Here is a 15,751-nt window from a genome sequence, read left to right on the forward strand (position 1 = left end):
CTCAGTATGCCGTCACCGCATCTGACCGGCCCCGACGTAGGGATGGGGGCTGCGCAGCAGGTCGCCCTCGGCGAAACGGGAGAGCCGGAAGTCCGACTCCGGGATGTCGACGTCCCGGCTCTTGCCGTCGACGACGAGGTCGGCGACGAGCCGCCCCACCGAGGGGGCGATCTTGAATCCGTGGCCCGAGAACCCGGCGGCGACGAACAGGCCGTCGACGGGCGTCTCGGAGATCGCGGGGTTGAAGTCCGGGGTGACGTCGTAGCAGCCGGCGTACGTCGAGGCGATCGACGCGTTCTCCAGCCCGGGGAACCGCGTCCCGACCTTCTCGACCGCGAGGTCGAGGAAGTCGGAGCTGGCCTGGTTGGAGTACCGGTCGGGGTCGGCCGGCTCGAGCTCGGCGAGGTCGGAGTTACCGAAGAGGATTTCCCCGCCGCCGCTGCCCCGATTCCCCGTCGCTGCGCTCGCCTCGCTCCGGACGTACTGCAGCGAGACCAGGTCGGAGAACACGGGCACCGGCCCGAGGTCCTGGCCGGGGTCGATGAGCACGATCTGCTCGCGGTGGACGGTGATCGGCAGGTCGACGCCGTGCGCGGCGAGCAGCGGCACCGACCACGGTCCGGCCGCGAGGACGACGCGGCGCGAGTGGATCCGCGAGCCGTTGGCGAGCTGCACGCCCGTCACCTCTTCGCCCGCGGAGAGGATCCCGGTGACGGTCGTGCCCTGCCGGAGCCGGACGCCTGCCCGGCGCGCGGCCGCGGCGAAGGCCTGGGCGGTCTGGTAGGCGTCGCCGTACCCGCCGCGTTCCTCCCACGCGAAGGCGGCGAAGGGCTCGAGGTCGGCCACCGGCCACAGGCGCTGGACCTCGGCGCGGTCGATGTCCTCGGTACGGACGCCGACGGCGCGCTGGTTCGCCATCGACGCGTGCAGGGCCTCGACGTTCTGCGGGCCGACGCCGACGACGTAGCCGGTCTGGTGGAAGCCGACGTCCGTGCCGAGGACCTCCTCGGCGTTCTCGAAGACGTCCAGCGCCTGGGTGGCCATGGCGGCCAGGGACGCGACCCCGTAGTGGCAGCGCACGACGCCGGACGACTTGCCGGTCCCGCCGTCGCCCACGGTGGAGCGCTCGACGATGACGACGTCGGTGACGCCGCGCTCGGCCAGGGCCCAGGCGGTGGCGCAGCCCTCGAGGCCGCCGCCGACGACGACGACCTCGGCGGTGTCGGTGCTGGTGCTCATCGCTCACGCCCCGGAATCCAGTCGGTGCCCGCGAGCGGCACGCGGGCCATGGCGGCGGCCTCGATCGTCAGAGCGACGAGGTCCTCGGGCTCGAGGTGCTGCACGTGGGACTTGCCGCAGGCGCGCGCGATCGTCTGCGCCTCCATCGTCAGCACCCGCAGGTAGTTCACGAGGCGCTTCCCGGCGCGGACCGGGTCGAGCCGCGCCGAGAGCTCGGGGTCCTGGGTGGTGATGCCGGCGGGGTCGCGGCCGTCCTGGAAGTCGTCGTAGTAGCCGGCGGCCGATCCGAGCGCCTCGTACTCGGCGGCGTACCGCGGGTCGTTGTCGCCGAGCGCGATGAGGGCGGCGGTGCCGATCGCGACGGCGTCGGCGCCCAGGGCCATCGCCTTGGCGACGTCGGCGCCGGTGCGGATGCCGCCGGAGACGATCAGCTGCACCCCGTGGCGGTGCTGCCCGAGCTCCCGGAGCGCCTGCACGGCCTGGGGGATGGCCGCGAGGGTGGGGATGCCGACGTGCTCGATGAACACGTCCTGGGTGGCGGCGGTCCCGCCCTGCATCCCGTCGACGACGACGACGTCCGCGCCGGCGGCGACCGCGAGCTTCACGTCGTAGTAGGTCCGCGTCGCGCCGACCTTGACGTAGATCGGCTTCTCCCAGTCGGTGATCTCCCGCAGCTCGAGGATCTTGATGGCGAGGTCGTCCGGGCCGGTCCAGTCGGGGTGGCGGCAGGCGCTGCGCTGGTCGATGCCCGCGGGCAGCGTCCGCATCCCCGCGACGCGGTCGGAGATCTTCTGGCCGAGCAGCATCCCGCCGCCGCCGGGCTTGGCGCCCTGACCGAGCACGACCTCGATGGCGTCGGCCTTGCGCAGGTCGGTCGGGTTCATGCCGTAGCGGCTCGGCAGGTACTGGTAGACGAGCGTCTTCGACTGGTCGCGCTCCTCGGGGGTCATGCCGCCGTCGCCGGTGGTGGTCGACGTGCCGACCTCGCCGGCCCCGCGGCCGAGGGCCTCCTTGGCCTGGCCCGAGAGCGCGCCGAAGCTCATCCCGGCGATGGTCACCGGCGTCTCGAGGTGCAGGGGGTACTTGGCGTGCCGGGCGCCGAGCACGACGTCGGTGTCGCAGCGCTCGCGGTAGCCCTCGAGCGGGTAGCGCGACATCGAGGCGCCGAGGAAGAGCAGGTCGTCGAAGTGGGGGAGTGCGCGCTTGGCGCCCCAGCCGCGGATGTCGTAGACGCCGCTCGCGGCGGCGTGCTGGATACCGGCGATGGTGGCGCGGTCGAAGGTCGCCGACTCGCGCAGGCCCCGCTGAGCGGCGTCCATCAGTAGCTCCCCGAGTGCTCGGAGGTGAAGTGGTAGAGACGCCGGGCCGAGCCGTAGCGGCGGAACCCGCCCGGGTCGTGGTCGAGGTCCGCCGCGGCGAGGAGCTCGGCCAGCTCGGCGCGGTGCTCGTCGCGCATCGGCTTCTCGACACAGTCCGCGCCGAGGGTGCCGACGGTGCCGCGGACGTAGAGCCGGGCCTCGTAGATCGAGTCGCCGAGGCCGTCACCGGCGTCGCCGCAGACGACCATCCGTCCGGCCTGGGCCATGAACGCGCTCATGGAGCCCACGGAGCCGCCGACGACGATGTCGACGCCCTTCATCGAGATGCCGCAGCGCATCGAGGCCGAGCCCCCGATGACGAGCAGCCCGCCGTGCGCGGTCGCCCCCGCCGACTGGGAGGCGTCCCCGGTGACGCGGACCGTCCCGGACATCATGTTCTCGGCGACGCCGGTGCCGGCGTTGCCGTGGATGGTGACGATGCCGCCGTCGTTCATGCCGGCCGCGTAGTAGCCGGCGTGCCCGCGGACGTCGACGGTGATCCCGCGGTCGATGCCGGCGGCGACGGCGTGCGCGCCGGCGGGGTGGAGGACCTCGTAGACCTTCCCCGACGGATCGTGGAGCTCGGCGTTCAGCGCCCGGACCGGGTCCGACGCCAGGTCGAACGTGATCGTGTCGCCAGCCAGCCCATCCTTCATGAACGCGTCCATGCGTAGACCTTTCCGGGCTCGGGCTCGTAGAGGCGGGCGGACTCGATGCCGGGCAGGCCGGCGAGGGCGCGGAACTCCGACGCCATGGCGACCCACGCGTCGGTCTCGGCGACGACGGCGGGCTTGCACGCGATGGGGTCGCGGACCACGGCGAAGCCGTCCGCGCTGGTGACGAGCAGGGTGTAGAAGCCGTCGAACGTCTCGCGCAGCGCGAGCAGCGCCTTCTCGAGGTCCTCGCCCTGGGCCAGCCGGGAGGCGACGAAGCGGGCGCCGACCTCGGAGTCGTTCGCCGAGTCGAACCGCACGCCCTCGCGCTCGAGCTCGCGGCGGATCGTCGCGTGGTTGGAGAACGAGCCGTTGTGCACGAGGCACTGGTCCGGGCCCACCGAGAACGGGTGGCAGCCGGCCGGGGTCACCGCGGACTCCGTGGCCATGCGCGTGTGGGCGAGACCCTGCCAGCCGTGGGCCTCCGCGAGGTCGTAGGTCGCGGCGAGGTCGCGGGGGTGGCCGGTGCCCTTGTAGACGGCGAGGTCGTGGCCCGAGCCGATGACCACCGCGGTCGGGAACGTCGCCCGCACGCGCTCGACCAGGGTGTCGACGTCGATCGGGGCGGCGACGATCGTCGTGTCGCCGGCCGGCGTGACCAGGGCCCCGTCGAGGGAGAGCCCGCTTGTGTCCGCGCCCGGCGGCAGGAGCACCGAGACGGCGGCGTAGCCCTCGGGGCAGCGGCGGGTGTCGCCGTAGACGGCGACCCCGGCGGAGTCGGGGCCGCGCTCGACGACCCCGCACAGCATCGACTCGAGCAGGCGGCCGAGCTGCGGGTACAGCTCCGCGTCACGCAGGTGGAGTCCGACGATCCCGCACACGGGCGGTTCCTCTCTCTCGGACCTGAGGTGTCGTACTGCGAAACATAATCTCTTGCTAGGAGACAGGGAAGGAGTGCGGCTCATCGGGCGGTGTGACGTCCGCCGTCTCGTCCGTGTGTCCCGGGGGTGCGGGGCGGTCGGCGCCCGGTGATCTCGTCCGTATCGTCGAGCCGTGCCCCGCTCGCTCCCCGGCGTGCTCCGCGCGGCCGTCGCCGCGTCCCTGCTCGCCCTCGCCGCCCTCGGTCGGCACATCCGTCGCAACATGGGTGCCTCGCGCGCCGAGCTGCGTCGCTCGGCGGCCCGGTCCCCGCACGCCCGCAACGGGGCGTTCGCCAACCGCGAGCCCGGCCTGCCCCGGCCGGACCTCACCCTGCGGCAGCTGGCGACGATGCTGCTCGACCGGTCGCCCCGCGGCAGGCCGCCGGGCCCGATCCCGCTCGTCACGCACGACGCCCGGCGTGCGCGCTCCGGACTCGCGGTCACCTGGCTCGGCCACGCGACCGTGCTGCTCGAATTGGACGGCCGCCGGGTGCTCATCGATCCCGTCTGGTCCGAGTACACGTCGCCGGTGCCCCGCTTCGGTCCCCGGCGGCTGCACGGGGTCCCCACGTCGCTGCAGGAGCTGGGCGCCCTCGACGTCGTCCTCCTCAGCCACGACCACTACGACCACCTGGACCGTCCGACGGTCACCGAGCTCGCCGACCGCACCGACGCGGTGTTCGTCGCGCCGCTCGGGGTCGGCGCGCACCTGAGGTCCTGGGGCATCCCGCCCGAGCGGGTGGTCGAGGGCGACTGGGACGACGTCGTCCACGTCGCCGGCCTGACCCTGACCTGCCTGGAGTGTCGCCACTTCTCCGGGCGATCCTTCCGCCGCAACACCACGCAGTGGGCGGCGTGGAAGGTGGCCGGCCCGGGGCACGCGGTCTACGTCGGCGGCGACACCGGCCCGACCGGCGCCCACGCCCGCACGGGCGACGAGCACGGCCCGTTCGACCTGACGCTGCTCCCGATCGGCGCCTACGCCGACCTGTGGCCCGACATCCACACGACCCCGGAGCAGGCCGTCGCGGCGCACGTCGACCTCGGCGGAGGGGTGATGCTGCCCATCCACTGGGCGACCTTCGTGCTGGGGTTCCATCCCTGGGCGGAGCCCGCGGAACGGGCCCTGCGCGCCGCCGCGGCCCACGGCGTGGCGCTCGCCCTGCCGGCCCCGGGGCGGCGTCTCGACCTCGCGGGGGCGGCGGTCCCGTCCGCTCCGTGGTGGGGTTCCGAGGACCCCGACGAGCGTGTCGACGAGCCGCTCGAGGTCACGCCGTCCGCAGTCGGAGCGCCGACCCCAGCGCCCCGCCCGCGACCATCGCGATGACCAGACCGCACAGGACCGTCGCCACCGGGGCGAGGCCCCAGATCTCGACGGCCACCCCGGCCAGCAGGCTCGAGACCGCGGCCGCGAGGTAGCAGAACAGGTAGACCGCGGCGAGGGTGCCGGCGTGCGCGCCCTCCGGGCTGCGGTCGAGCAGGACCCGCATCGCCCCGGCGAACGCGACGCCGAAGCCCGCACCCGCGACCACCGCGCCCACGAGGTAGATCGCGAAGCTCCCGACGGCGATGGCCGCGATGTAGCCCGCGATCCCGACCACCAGCCCGGCCGCGCCACCGGTCAGCGCACGGGACGGGGGCAGGCGGTTCGCGGCGAGCCCCGCCACGGGACCGGCCAGGTGGTAGACGGCCACGGCCACCGCGCCGCTGAACAGGTCGTGCCGACCCAGGACCGAGACCGACAGCGACGGCGCCAGCGCCTGGGTGAAGCCGCCGAGGACGTAGGTCGCCGAGATGAGCAGGCACACCGCGGGGAACAGCGGGCGGGCGCTCGTCGGGACACGGACCACCGGTCGCAGGGACTGCAGGGCCCCGGGACGGCGCGCGATCGTCTCGGGCAGCACCGCCACCGCCAGGGCGCCCGCCGTCAGCAGACCCGCCGTGACCAGGAAGGACACGGTGGGCGCGGTCTCCGGCGCGAGCTGCACCGCGGCCCCCGAGGCGAGCGAGCCGATCGCGATGCCCCCGGGGGGCGCGCCGCTGGTGATCGCCCCGGCCAGCCCGGGCCGCGACGGGGGAGCGAGGTCGACGACGAACGCCCCGAGCGCGCTGAGGGCGAGGCCGATCGACAGGCCCTGGGCCGCGCGCCCGATGATCAGGGGTGCCGACGAGTCCACCGTCGAGAGGACCAGGCACGCCGCCGCGCCCACGAGGAGCGCCGGGACGGCGACGCGCCGCCGACCCAGGTGGTCGGAGAGGCTGCCGCAGCACAGCAGCGCGACGAGCAGCGGGAGGATGTAGACCGCGAACGCGCCGGTGAGCGCGATCGTCGAGAGCCCGTAGGTCTGCTGGTAGACGACGTAGAGCGGCGCGGGGACGCCCGCCGCGGCGCAGATCGCGACCAGCGAGACCGATGCCGTCGTGAAGGACGTGGCGGGTCGGATGCGCGCGCGGCGGAGCACCAGGGCTCAGGCCGTCGCGGGGCGGACGGCGGCGGGGATCACGGACACCGAGGGTAGGCCGCGGGATGCGGTCCCGCTGCGGCTACCTCGGCGTCGCCCACGCCCCCTCGCGTCGCGACAGCAGGTGGATCGTCAGACCGACGCCCAGGATGATCGCGAGCCCGAAGGTCAGCGCGGCGCCCACGGAGACGAGCCGGACGAGGAGCGCGCCGGCGAGGACGCCGACGGTGAAGGCCACCAGCGCGAGCCCGCGGCGGACCACCTTGGGGTCACCGCGGCCGGCGCCGCGCTCGGTGAGCACCCCGGTCATCGTCAGCGTGAGCACCACGGTGAGCAGATCGGGGACCTTGAGGTAGCGGATCAGGGCGAGCTGACCGCCCATCGAGGCGGCCAGCAGCACGATCACGAGGGTGCGGACGCCGGCCGGGAGCACGTCGCCCACGACCAGCACGAGGACCGTGACCGGGAGGGCGAGGACGGCCTTGTAGACGGTCACGTTGCGCAGGGCCCGTCCGCGGTGGCCGCCCGAGCGCCGGCAGATCCACGCCCCGGCCAGCACCCCGAGGACGAACGACCCCAGCGACACCAGCGGCGAGAACACCGAGAACCCCTCGACGCCGGCGAGCCCGATGCCGATGAAGACGAGGTTGCCGGTCATCGACGACACGAAGACGCGGTCGAGGGCGAGGATGCTGACGGCGTCGACGACCCCGGCCAGCACGGTGAGGGCCAGGAGCATCGCGGGCAACGGGCCGTCCCGGTCGTCGATCAACGCACCGCGCAGTGCCGGGCCGACCGTCATCCGACAATCCTGGCGGTGACGGCCGGTCGGGTCACACCGAGACCGGTTCGCCCCTCTTGAGCGCCGCCAGGTACGGGTCCGGCGAGAGCAGCGCCGTGACGATCGTGATCAGCACCATCGCCGACATGTAGACCGCGATCCAGCCCCAGCCGCCGGTCGCGTCGAGCAGCGCGGTGGCGATCACCGGGGCCAGCCCGCCGGCGAACACGCTCGCGCCCTGCGCCCCGATCGACGCCCCGCTGTAGCGCACCTCCGGCTCGAACAGCTCGGAGAAGTAGGCCGGCTGCGGCGCGTAGACGGCCGAGTTGCCGATGTTCACCGCGATCACCGTCGCCACCACGATGAGGAACAGCGAGCGGGTGTCCAGCGCCCAGAAGTACGGCCAGCTCATGGCGAGCAGCACCACCGAGCCCCAGAGCACCACCGGCCGTCGCCCGTACTTGTCGCACGCCCAGCCGTAGAACGGGATGCTGACCAGCCCCAGCGCGGACGAGATGATGACCGCGAGCAGGAGGTCGCTGCGGGCCAGCCCGAGCACGATCGTCCCGTAGGTCAGGACGAACGTGGTGTGGATGTAGAACGTGCTGTTCTCGGCGAAGCGCAGACCCGCGGCGCGCAGGACGTTCAGCGGCTGGCGGCGCAGCACGGCGATCACCGGCTGCCGCTCGATCTTCCCGGCCGACCGGGCCTGCTCGAAGACCGGCGACTCGGCCACCTTCAGCCGGATCACGATGCCGACCACGACGAGCACGATCGACGCCAGGAACGGGATCCGCCAGCCCCAGGAGAGGAAGTCCTCGTCGGACAGGACGGCCGAGACGATCAGCAGTGAGAGGTTCGCGAGGAGCATCCCGGCCGGCACCCCGGTCTGCGGGAAGCTCCCGAAGAACCCGCGGCGGTTCGGTGGCGCGTACTCGACGGCCATCACCGCCGCCGCGCCCCACTCGCCACCGAGACCGATGCCCTGCACGATCCGCAGCAGCACGAGGATGATCGGCGCGGCGATGCCGATCGCCTCGTAGGTCGGCAGCAGCCCGACGAGGAACGTGCCGCCGCCCATCATCACCACCGACAGGACCAGCATCGACTTGCGGCCGATCCGGTCCCCGAAGTGCGCGAAGATCACGCCGCCGAACGGGCGGGCGATGAACCCGACACCGAAGGTCGAGAGCGCGAGCAGGGTGCCGGTGAGGGGGTTCGCCGTCGGGAAGAAGAGCTTCCCGAACACCAGCGCGGCCGCCGCGCCGTAGACGAAGAAGTCGAACCACTCGATGGATGTGCCGATCAGGGTCGCCCCCGCGACGCGGCGGGTCTCCTTCGCGGTGGGGGCGGGCCGTGTGCTCGGAGCAGGCTGCATCGGGGGAACCGGCCTTCCGCGAGGAGGGTGTCCGTCGTCCGTGTGACGGGGATCATACGAAAGCGCGTGCCCGGATCACCAGACGTGACTGGTCGCGGACCGTCAGCGACTTCGTCCGTCGCACCGGACGTTGAGGGCCAGCAGGGCCGGCGCCCCGCCGTCGTCGAGGCGCACGACGGTGCGGGCGGCGCTCTCCAGCCGCGGGAAGATCGTGCGGTAGCGGTCGAGCGGGATCTCCAGCAGCTCGCAGAGGAGCAGGCGCAGCAGCGACTGGTGGGCGACGACGAGGACCCGGCCGCCGGGGTGCTCCTCGGCCGCCTCGCGGAGCACCGGCAGGGCGCGCGCGACGGCGGCCTCACCGGCCTCGCCCCGGGGGAAGGGGTGGCTCGCCGGACACGCGACGAACGCCTCGAGGGCGTCGGGGAACGCCTCGCGCATCTCGTCGCGGGTGAGCCCGTCGCCCTGGCCGAAGTCGACCTCGACGAGGCGCCGGTCGACGCGGCACGTCAGACCCGCGGCCCGCGCGGCCGGGACGGCGGTCTCGTGGGCGCGCCGCAGCGGCGAGGTGAGGACGGCGTCGAGCCCGGCCTCGGCCGCCCAGCGGGCGAGCTGCGCCGCCTGGTCGTGGCCCCGGTCGGTGAGCTCGACGTCCGAGCGGCCCGCGTACCGGTTGTCGACGTGCCAGACCGTCTCGCCGTGGCGGACGAGGACCAGCTCGGTCATGGGGCGTCCTCCGTGATCCAGCCGCGCTCCCCGAGCGCGGTGCGGAAGGCGGTGTAGCGCTCGTCGAGCGCCGGGGTACCCCGTGGTTCCACGATCTCCGCGGTGCGCACCATCGCGGCTGCGGCGGCCACGAGATCGGGCTCACCGCCGTCGGCGTCGACCGCCGCGCGGGCCAGCAGCGCCATCCCGACGGCGGGCTCGGCCTGGTCGGGGCGCTCCAGCGCCGTGGACAGGACGTCGGCGCGCCGCTGGTTCCACCACCGGTTGCGGGTCGCGCCCCCGGTGATCGTGCGGCGGCCGCCGGTGTCGGCGCCGAGGGCCGCGATGTGGTCGATGCAGAGGCGCTCGACGAAGGCGACGCCCTCGGCGAGCGCGGCGAACGCGGTGCGCTCCCCGACGGCGCCGACCAGCTCGTCGAGCGGGCGGGGACGGTCATCGTCGAGCCAGAAGCCCCGGGCGTCCGGCGCGGCGAACGGGAAGCGCTCCCCGGTGCCCGCGAGGGGGTAGACGACGGGCAGGTCGGCCGGCGGGTCGGCGAGCAGGGCCTCGGTGTGCTCCTCGAAGCGCGACGGCTCGACCAGCTCGGCCAGCACCGCGGCGCCGGTGCTCGACGCCCCGCCCGGGAACCACCAGCCGGCCTGGGGCCCGCGGTGGCAGTAGACGGTGCCGGTGGGGTCGTGCAGCAGGTGGTCGGTGACGCCCTTGAGGACGAGCGTGGTGCCCAGCACCGCGTTCCAGTCGCCGGGGCGCACGGCGCCGGCCCCGAGCTGGGCGGCGCAGCCGTCGGTCATCCCGGCGAGCACGGGCGTGCCGGGACGCAGCCCGGTGGCCGCCGCGATCTCCGCGCCGACGCCGCCGAGGGCCTGGCCGGGCAGGACCACGTCGGGCAGCGCGTCGACGTCGAGCCCCAGGTCGGCGAGCACCGCGGTGGGCCACCGTCCGTCGAGCACGTCGTAGCCGGTCTTGAGCGCGGTGCTCGTGTCGGTGGGGACGTCGTGGCCGACGAGGTGGGCGGTGATCACGTCGGTCTGGTGGCGCACGCGGCTCACCCGGCTGTGGGGCTGCTCGTCGCGCAGCGCGAGCACGGTGGGCAGCGCCCACGTGGCGCCGACGCGGTAGCCCAGGCGGTCCCAGACCGCGGCGCCCGCCTCGCGGACCCGCTCGACATGGGCGCTCCCGCGGGCGTCGTCGTACATCACGCCGGGCGAGAGCGGGGTGCCGTCGTCGTCGACGAGCACGACGGTGCCCGACGTGCCGTCCACGGCGAGGCCGCCGACCGAGCCGGGATCGACCGCGGCGACCACCTCGGCGAGCACGGCGTCGACGGCCCGGCACCAGGCGTCCGGGTCCTGCTCGTGGCGGGCGGACCCGTCGGGCCCGGCGGTGCGCCGGCTCTCGAGCGGGCGCGAGGCCCCGGCCCGCAGCGCGCCGACGTCGTCCACGGCCACCGCCCGGACGCTCTGGGTGCCGAGGTCGATCCCGATCCAGGTGCGATCGGAGCGGACCATCGGGACCTCCACGCTCGTCAGCAGCGTCTCAGATGTACCAAGTCCGGTGTGAACTTCACAAGAACGATGCGCCGTTCAGCGTGCTGCGACCGTCACCTCCACGTGCTCGCGCATCTCCAGCAGCAGCTCGTCGCCGACCCCGTCGTCCACCACGAGCGCGTCGAACGCGTCGAGCGGCCGGAGCTGGTGCAGGGCACGCCGCGGGGCCTTGCTCGAGTCCATGAGCAGCACCGAGCGTGCCGCGGCGTCGAGCATCGCGCGCTTGACCAGCACGATGTCCTGCTCCTGGTGGTAGGTCATCGAGCCGGTCATCGACGACGTGGACACGAACGCCGCGTCCACCGACATCCGCGTGACCGACTCCATGGCGGCGATCCCGCCGAACGAGTCGTGGGTGCGTGAGTAGTCGCCCCCGAGGGCGATCAGGCGCACGTCGGGGATCGTCTTGAGGATTTCGAGGGCGGGCAGGTAGTTCGTCACCACGGTCAGCGGGCCGACGTCCTCCAGGCGCTCGACCAGGGCCAACGCCGTTGTCGAGTCGTCGACCATGATCGAGGAGCCCGGCTCCACCATGGCGAGGGCGGCGTCGGCGATCCTCGCCTTCTCGGTCCGGTGCACGGTCCGCCGGTACTCCGAGTGCGCCTCGAACACCGAGGTCGGCTGGGCCGACACGCCGCCGCGGTACTTCCGCACGAGCCCGCGGCGGGCGAGGTCGTCGACGTCGCGGTGCACGGTCATGAGGCTGACCCCGGTGAGGTCCACCAGCTCGGCCGCGCTCGCCGAGCCCGCCGCCAGCACGTGATCGACGATCCGCTCCTGGCGGCTGGTCCTCGCGTGCACCGCGCGGGGCGGGGGCGGTCGGCCGCTCACGGCTCCCAGCATCCCGCAGTCGACTCCGGGTGCGGCGCGGGTGGTCGCGCATCGTCTCTTTCTTCGATCACATCGGCGATGTTAATTTCCCAGTGCCGATGTGGGGAGAGACGATGACCGGTGACCCCGGCCCCGCGGACCGGTTCGCTCCGGCCGCCGTGGTGTTCGACCTCGACGGGGTGCTCATCGAGAGCGAGCACCTCTGGGAGGAGATGTGGACCCGCTACGCGGCCCGGTCCGGGGTCACCTGGACAGCCGAGGACACCGGCCACGTCCAGGGCATGAGCGCCCCGGAGTGGGCGGACCACCTCGCCCGTCGCGCCGGCACCGGTGACCCCGCCGAGGCCGAGCGGGCCGTCGTCGACGACATGGTCGAGGCGCTCGAGCAGGGGCGGATGGAGCCCTTCGACGGCGCGGTGGTGATGGTGCGCGAGGTCGCCGAGCGGGTGCCGATCGCGCTGGCCACCTCGGCCGCCCGCCGTCTGCTCGACGCCGTCCTCGCGCGCCACCGGCTCGACACCACGTTCACGGCCACCGTCTCGAGCGCCGAGGTCCCGCGCGGCAAGCCGAGTCCCGACGTCTACCTCGAGGCCGCCCGACGGCTCGGTGTCGACCCCGCGGCGTGCGTCGGCGTCGAGGACTCCGGCAACGGCATCCGTGCCGCCCACGCCGCCGGCATGACCGTCGTCGCGATCCCGAACCCCACCTACCCGCCGAAGCCGGACGCCATGGAGCTCACCACCCGGGTCGCCGACGGCGTCCCGGCCGCCCACCGCGAAATCCTCGCCCTGCTCCACGGCGTCCCCACCGGAGCCGCCCGATGACGCGCGTACTCGCTGCCGGGGACGAGTTCGTCGTCCCCACCCTGTTCGACGAGGCCCTGCGGGCCGAGCCCGACGTGGGTGACCTCGACATCGCCCACCTCACGGCGGGCTGGCCCCGCGAGCCCTTCGGCCCGGTCGGGCCCGAGGGCGCGCGGGTGCAGGAGGCGTCGGGGACCGAGGACGACCTCGTCGCCGCCCTCGACGGTGCGCGCGTGTGCCTGACGCAGATGGCGCCGTTCACGGCCCGGGTGTTCGACGCGGCCCCCGATCTCGAGATGGTCGCGGTGTCCCGCGGCGGCCCGGTCAACGTCGACCTCGCCGCGGCCGACCGGGCCGGCGTGGCCGTCGCCCAGGCGCCCGGACGCAACGCGGCGGCCGCGGCCGAGTACGCGGTGGGCATGACGCTCGCCGCGCTGCGCCGCATCCCGATGGCCGACCGCGAGCTGCGCGACGGCCTCTGGCGCGGCGATCTCTACGCCTACGACGAGGCGGGTCGCGAGCTCGACGGCGCCACCGTGGGGCTCGTGGGGTACGGGGCCATCGGCCGGATCGTCGCCCGGGTGCTCCGTGCCTTCGGCGCGAGCGTCCTCGTCGCCGACCCCTACACCGCCGAGGCCACGGCCGGCGCCGACGGCGTCCGGCTCGTCGGGCTCGACGAGCTGCTGCGCTCCTCGTCGGTCGTCAGCCTGCACGCGCGGCTGTCCGACGAGACCCGCGGCATGATCGGCGCCCGCGAGCTCGACCTGCTGCCCGAGGGCGCGGTCCTGGTCAACACGGCCCGCGGCGGCCTGCTCGACTCCAGCGTCATTGATTCTGGCCATCTGGCCGGGGCCCTCCGCTCCGGACGGCTCGGCGGGCTCGCGCTCGACGTCTACGACGTCGAACCGCCCCCCGACGACTGGCCCCTGCACCACGCGCCGAACGTCGTCGCCACCCCGCACCTCGCCGGGGCGACGAAGGAGACCGCGCACCGCGCGGCGTCCATCGCCGCCGGCGAGGCCGCCCGGTTCCTGCGCGGCGAGCCGTTGCGGCACCCGGCGAACGAGGTCGCCCGAGCACGCACCGAGGGGGTGGCGTCGTGATCGTCGGAGTGGACGTCGGGACGTCGATGACGAAGGCCGACGCGTACGACGACGCCGGTCGCAAGCTGGCCTCGGCCGAGCAGGCGTCGCGGCTCGAGCAGTTCGCCGACGGCCGCGTCGAGCAGGACCTCGAGGACGTCGTGTCCTCGGTCGTCGACGTCGTGCGCCGCGTGGTGGCCGAGGCGGGCGAGCCCGTGCGGGCGCTGGCCCTCACCGGGCAGGGCGACGGGCTGTGGCTGCGCGACGCCGACGGCGCCGCGACGCGCCCGCCGATCTCCTGGCTGGACGACCGGGCCGCCGACGTGGTCCGCGGCTGGCAGGACGACGGCACCGTCGCCGAGGTCTACCGCCGCACCGGCGTCGGCCTCTTCCCCGGCTGTCACGCACCGCTGCTCACCGCGCTCGGCCGCGACGAGCCGGAGTCGCTGGAGCGGGCCGTGGTCGCCGGCTACTGCGTCGACGCCCTGGTCCAGCGCCTCACCGGGGAGATCACCGTCGACGCCTCGGACGCGTCGCTGCCCTTCCTCGACGTGGTCTCCCGGACCTACGACGAGGGTGCGCTCGCCGCCTGCGGGCTCGGCGAGCGGCGTGGGCTCCTCGCCGAGCCGGCGCCGTCGGGCACCGTCTTCGCCCTCGATCGCCGCGGCGCGGAGCTCCTCGGCCTGCCCGAGGGCACCCCGGTGACCGGTGGGCCCTTCGACCTGCCGGCCTGCGCGGTCGGGGCCGGGCTCTCCACGCCGGGCGACGGCCTACTGATCATCGGCACCACGCTGGCCTGCGAGGTGTTCACCGACCGCGTCGACCCGGACGAGGTGCCCGATCCCGCCGGGATGTGGCTCTGCACCCCAGAGGACGGGCTCTGGCTGCGGGCCATGCCGGCGATGGTCGGCACCGCGGGGCTCGACTGGCTGCTCGACTTCCTCGGCGTCGGCATCGACGCCCTCGAGGACCTGCTCGCGGGCACGAGCCCGGGTGCGGGGGGCGTCTCGGCGCTGCCGTTCCTGGCCGCCTCGGGGGAGCGGGCCCCGTTCGTCGACACCCGCGCCCGGGGGCAGATCGAGGGCGTCACGCTCGGGACGGGGCGCGGCGACGTCGTCCGCGCCGTGTGCGAGGGCATCGCCTACACCGCCAAGCACTGCTTCGAGCGCGCGTCCTCGTCGGCGGACTCCCGGGGACGGCTCGTGGCCTGCGGCGGCGGGTCGCAGTCGGGGCCCTGGGCGCAGATCTTCGCCGACGTCCTCGACCGCCCCCTGGAGGTGCCCGACGACCCCGGTCTCGGCACGCGGGGAGCGGCAGTGACCGCCGCACGGGCCCTCGGCGACGACCTCGACCCCGCCGCGTGGGCCGCGCCGTCGCGGACCGTCGAGCCCTCGCGGGACGCGCAGGGGTGCTACGCGGACGGCTACCTGCGCTACCGGGCCCACGTCGACACGGCCCGCGACTTCTGGGCGCGTCAGGCGCAGGGCTTCGCGCGGTCCTAGGCGCGTCGACGCGACATCTCGGCGAAGCGCAGGACCCAGCGCCGCTGCCAGGGCGTCTGCACCGCGCGGTAGTGGTAGTGCTCGCGCGTCCAGCTCACGGCGTGGCTCGGCGTGAGGCCGTCGAGGATCGCCAGGCAGGCGACGACGGTGCCGGTGCGTCCCTTGCCCGCCTTGCAGGCGGTCTCGACGTGCTCGCCGCCGTGGGCCCGTCGGTAGAGCCGCTCGATGGCCCGGACCGCGGCGAGCGGATCGCGCGGGACGCCGAAGTCGGGCCACTCGAGGCGCTCGTGCTCCCAGCGCGGCGTGTAGTCGACGCCGAGGTAGAGGCCGAAGTCGGGCTCGAGGCCACCGGGGACGGGGTCCCGCACGCCACGTCCGCGGACGACGGTGCGACCGGGCAGGACCAGCGTGCCGGACCAGACATCGGAGAGATCGGAGCGGGACGCCATCCGCTCACTGTGCACGAGGGAGG

Annotated in this window: 15 protein-coding genes; 4 read left to right on the top strand and 11 right to left on the bottom strand. The window is 74.3% G+C overall.

The window, feature by feature from the left end; translation table 11 throughout:
- Window positions 1-12: 12 nt before the first annotated feature.
- From PH191_RS27800 to PH191_RS27815, 4 genes are read right to left on the bottom strand one after another with little or no spacing between them, the layout of a single operon-like run.
- On the bottom strand, window positions 13-1,239 hold the full coding sequence (locus PH191_RS27800; protein WP_274197872.1) for an NAD(P)/FAD-dependent oxidoreductase: 1,227 nt from the start codon (window positions 1,237-1,239) through the stop codon (window positions 13-15).
- A complete protein-coding gene (locus tag PH191_RS27805) occupies window positions 1,236-2,558 on the bottom strand; it encodes an FMN-binding glutamate synthase family protein (RefSeq protein WP_274197873.1) in 1,323 nt (440 codons plus the stop codon). The genes PH191_RS27800 and PH191_RS27805 overlap by 4 nt, the downstream gene beginning before the upstream one ends.
- Window positions 2,558-3,265, bottom strand: a complete 708-nt coding sequence (locus tag PH191_RS27810) for a glutamate synthase (RefSeq protein WP_274197874.1) — start codon at window positions 3,263-3,265, stop codon at window positions 2,558-2,560. The genes PH191_RS27805 and PH191_RS27810 overlap by 1 nt, the downstream gene beginning before the upstream one ends.
- Entirely contained in the window at window positions 3,250-4,131 is an 882-nt protein-coding gene (locus PH191_RS27815; protein WP_274197875.1) for a class II glutamine amidotransferase domain-containing protein, read from the bottom strand. Before PH191_RS27815 ends, PH191_RS27810 begins: the two co-directional genes overlap by 16 nt.
- A 172-nt stretch (window positions 4,132-4,303) precedes the next feature.
- Here PH191_RS27815 and PH191_RS27820 point away from each other — a divergent pair, with 172 nt between their 5' ends.
- Window positions 4,304-5,497: an MBL fold metallo-hydrolase gene (locus PH191_RS27820; protein WP_274197876.1), complete on the top strand. Its 1,194-nt coding sequence runs from the start codon at window positions 4,304-4,306 to the stop codon at window positions 5,495-5,497.
- Here PH191_RS27820 and PH191_RS27825 read toward each other — a convergent pair.
- The 6 genes from PH191_RS27825 to PH191_RS27850 all read right to left on the bottom strand — a co-directional run bounded on the left by PH191_RS27825 (window position 5,439) and on the right by PH191_RS27850 (window position 11,892).
- Window positions 5,439-6,632 carry an MFS transporter gene (locus tag PH191_RS27825; RefSeq protein ID WP_274197877.1) on the bottom strand — a complete coding sequence of 398 codons (1,194 nt, stop codon included), beginning with the start codon at window positions 6,630-6,632 and terminating at the stop codon, window positions 5,439-5,441. The two genes, PH191_RS27820 and PH191_RS27825, sit on opposite strands and share 59 nt — an antisense overlap.
- Window positions 6,633-6,714: 82 nt before the next feature.
- Window positions 6,715-7,434 carry a YoaK family protein gene (locus PH191_RS27830; RefSeq protein WP_274197878.1) on the bottom strand — a complete coding sequence of 240 codons (720 nt, stop codon included), beginning with the start codon at window positions 7,432-7,434 and terminating at the stop codon, window positions 6,715-6,717.
- A gap of 31 nt (window positions 7,435-7,465) precedes the next feature.
- Window positions 7,466-8,791, bottom strand: a complete 1,326-nt coding sequence (locus tag PH191_RS27835) for an MFS transporter (protein WP_274197879.1) — start codon at window positions 8,789-8,791, stop codon at window positions 7,466-7,468.
- 102 nt (window positions 8,792-8,893) lie between these two features.
- Window positions 8,894-9,514: a histidine phosphatase family protein gene (locus tag PH191_RS27840; protein ID WP_274197880.1), complete on the bottom strand. Its 621-nt coding sequence runs from the start codon at window positions 9,512-9,514 to the stop codon at window positions 8,894-8,896.
- Window positions 9,511-11,022, bottom strand: a complete 1,512-nt coding sequence (locus tag PH191_RS27845) for an FGGY-family carbohydrate kinase (protein WP_274197881.1) — start codon at window positions 11,020-11,022, stop codon at window positions 9,511-9,513. Before PH191_RS27845 ends, PH191_RS27840 begins: the two co-directional genes overlap by 4 nt.
- A gap of 75 nt (window positions 11,023-11,097) precedes the next feature.
- The gene (locus tag PH191_RS27850; protein ID WP_274197882.1) at window positions 11,098-11,892 is read right to left on the bottom strand and encodes a DeoR/GlpR family DNA-binding transcription regulator; all 795 of its coding nucleotides are present in this window, start codon (window positions 11,890-11,892) and stop codon (window positions 11,098-11,100) included.
- 113 nt (window positions 11,893-12,005) lie between these two features.
- On the opposite strand from PH191_RS27850, the gene PH191_RS27855 reads away from it, so the two are divergent.
- From PH191_RS27855 to PH191_RS27865, 3 genes are read left to right on the top strand one after another with little or no spacing between them, the layout of a single operon-like run.
- On the top strand, window positions 12,006-12,716 hold the full coding sequence (locus PH191_RS27855) for an HAD family hydrolase (RefSeq protein WP_274197883.1): 711 nt from the start codon (window positions 12,006-12,008) through the stop codon (window positions 12,714-12,716).
- A complete protein-coding gene (locus PH191_RS27860) occupies window positions 12,713-13,798 on the top strand; it encodes a 2-hydroxyacid dehydrogenase (protein ID WP_274197884.1) in 1,086 nt (361 codons plus the stop codon). The genes PH191_RS27855 and PH191_RS27860 overlap by 4 nt, the downstream gene beginning before the upstream one ends.
- Entirely contained in the window at window positions 13,795-15,279 is a 1,485-nt protein-coding gene (locus tag PH191_RS27865) for an FGGY-family carbohydrate kinase (protein ID WP_274197885.1), read from the top strand. The genes PH191_RS27860 and PH191_RS27865 overlap by 4 nt, the downstream gene beginning before the upstream one ends.
- Here PH191_RS27865 and PH191_RS27870 read toward each other — a convergent pair.
- The gene (locus PH191_RS27870) at window positions 15,276-15,728 is read right to left on the bottom strand and encodes a protein-tyrosine phosphatase family protein (RefSeq protein ID WP_274197886.1); all 453 of its coding nucleotides are present in this window, start codon (window positions 15,726-15,728) and stop codon (window positions 15,276-15,278) included. The genes PH191_RS27865 and PH191_RS27870 overlap by 4 nt on opposite strands.
- Window positions 15,729-15,751: the final 23 nt, after the last annotated feature.

Source organism: Actinomycetospora callitridis, assembly GCF_028737265.1.
Lineage (GTDB): Bacteria > Actinomycetota > Actinomycetes > Mycobacteriales > Pseudonocardiaceae > Actinomycetospora > Actinomycetospora callitridis.

Bases quoted from the DNA above. Each gene is read 5' to 3' on its own strand.
- PH191_RS27830 (WP_274197878.1), bottom strand. From the start codon at position 7,434: ATGACGGTCGGCCCGGCACTGCGCGGTGCGTTGATCGACGACCGGGAC.
- PH191_RS27845 (WP_274197881.1), bottom strand. From the start codon at position 11,022: ATGGTCCGCTCCGATCGCACCTGGATCGGGATCGACCTCGGCACCCAG.
- PH191_RS27870 (WP_274197886.1), bottom strand. From the start codon at position 15,728: ATGGCGTCCCGCTCCGATCTCTCCGATGTCTGGTCCGGCACGCTGGTC.
- PH191_RS27860 (WP_274197884.1), top strand. From the start codon at position 12,713: ATGACGCGCGTACTCGCTGCCGGGGACGAGTTCGTCGTCCCCACCCTG.
- PH191_RS27800 (WP_274197872.1), bottom strand. From the start codon at position 1,239: ATGAGCACCAGCACCGACACCGCCGAGGTCGTCGTCGTCGGCGGCGGC.
- PH191_RS27805 (WP_274197873.1), bottom strand. From the start codon at position 2,558: ATGGACGCCGCTCAGCGGGGCCTGCGCGAGTCGGCGACCTTCGACCGC.
- PH191_RS27835 (WP_274197879.1), bottom strand. From the start codon at position 8,791: ATGCAGCCTGCTCCGAGCACACGGCCCGCCCCCACCGCGAAGGAGACC.
- PH191_RS27840 (WP_274197880.1), bottom strand. From the start codon at position 9,514: ATGACCGAGCTGGTCCTCGTCCGCCACGGCGAGACGGTCTGGCACGTC.
- PH191_RS27810 (WP_274197874.1), bottom strand. From the start codon at position 3,265: ATGGACGCGTTCATGAAGGATGGGCTGGCTGGCGACACGATCACGTTC.
- PH191_RS27855 (WP_274197883.1), top strand. From the start codon at position 12,006: ATGACCGGTGACCCCGGCCCCGCGGACCGGTTCGCTCCGGCCGCCGTG.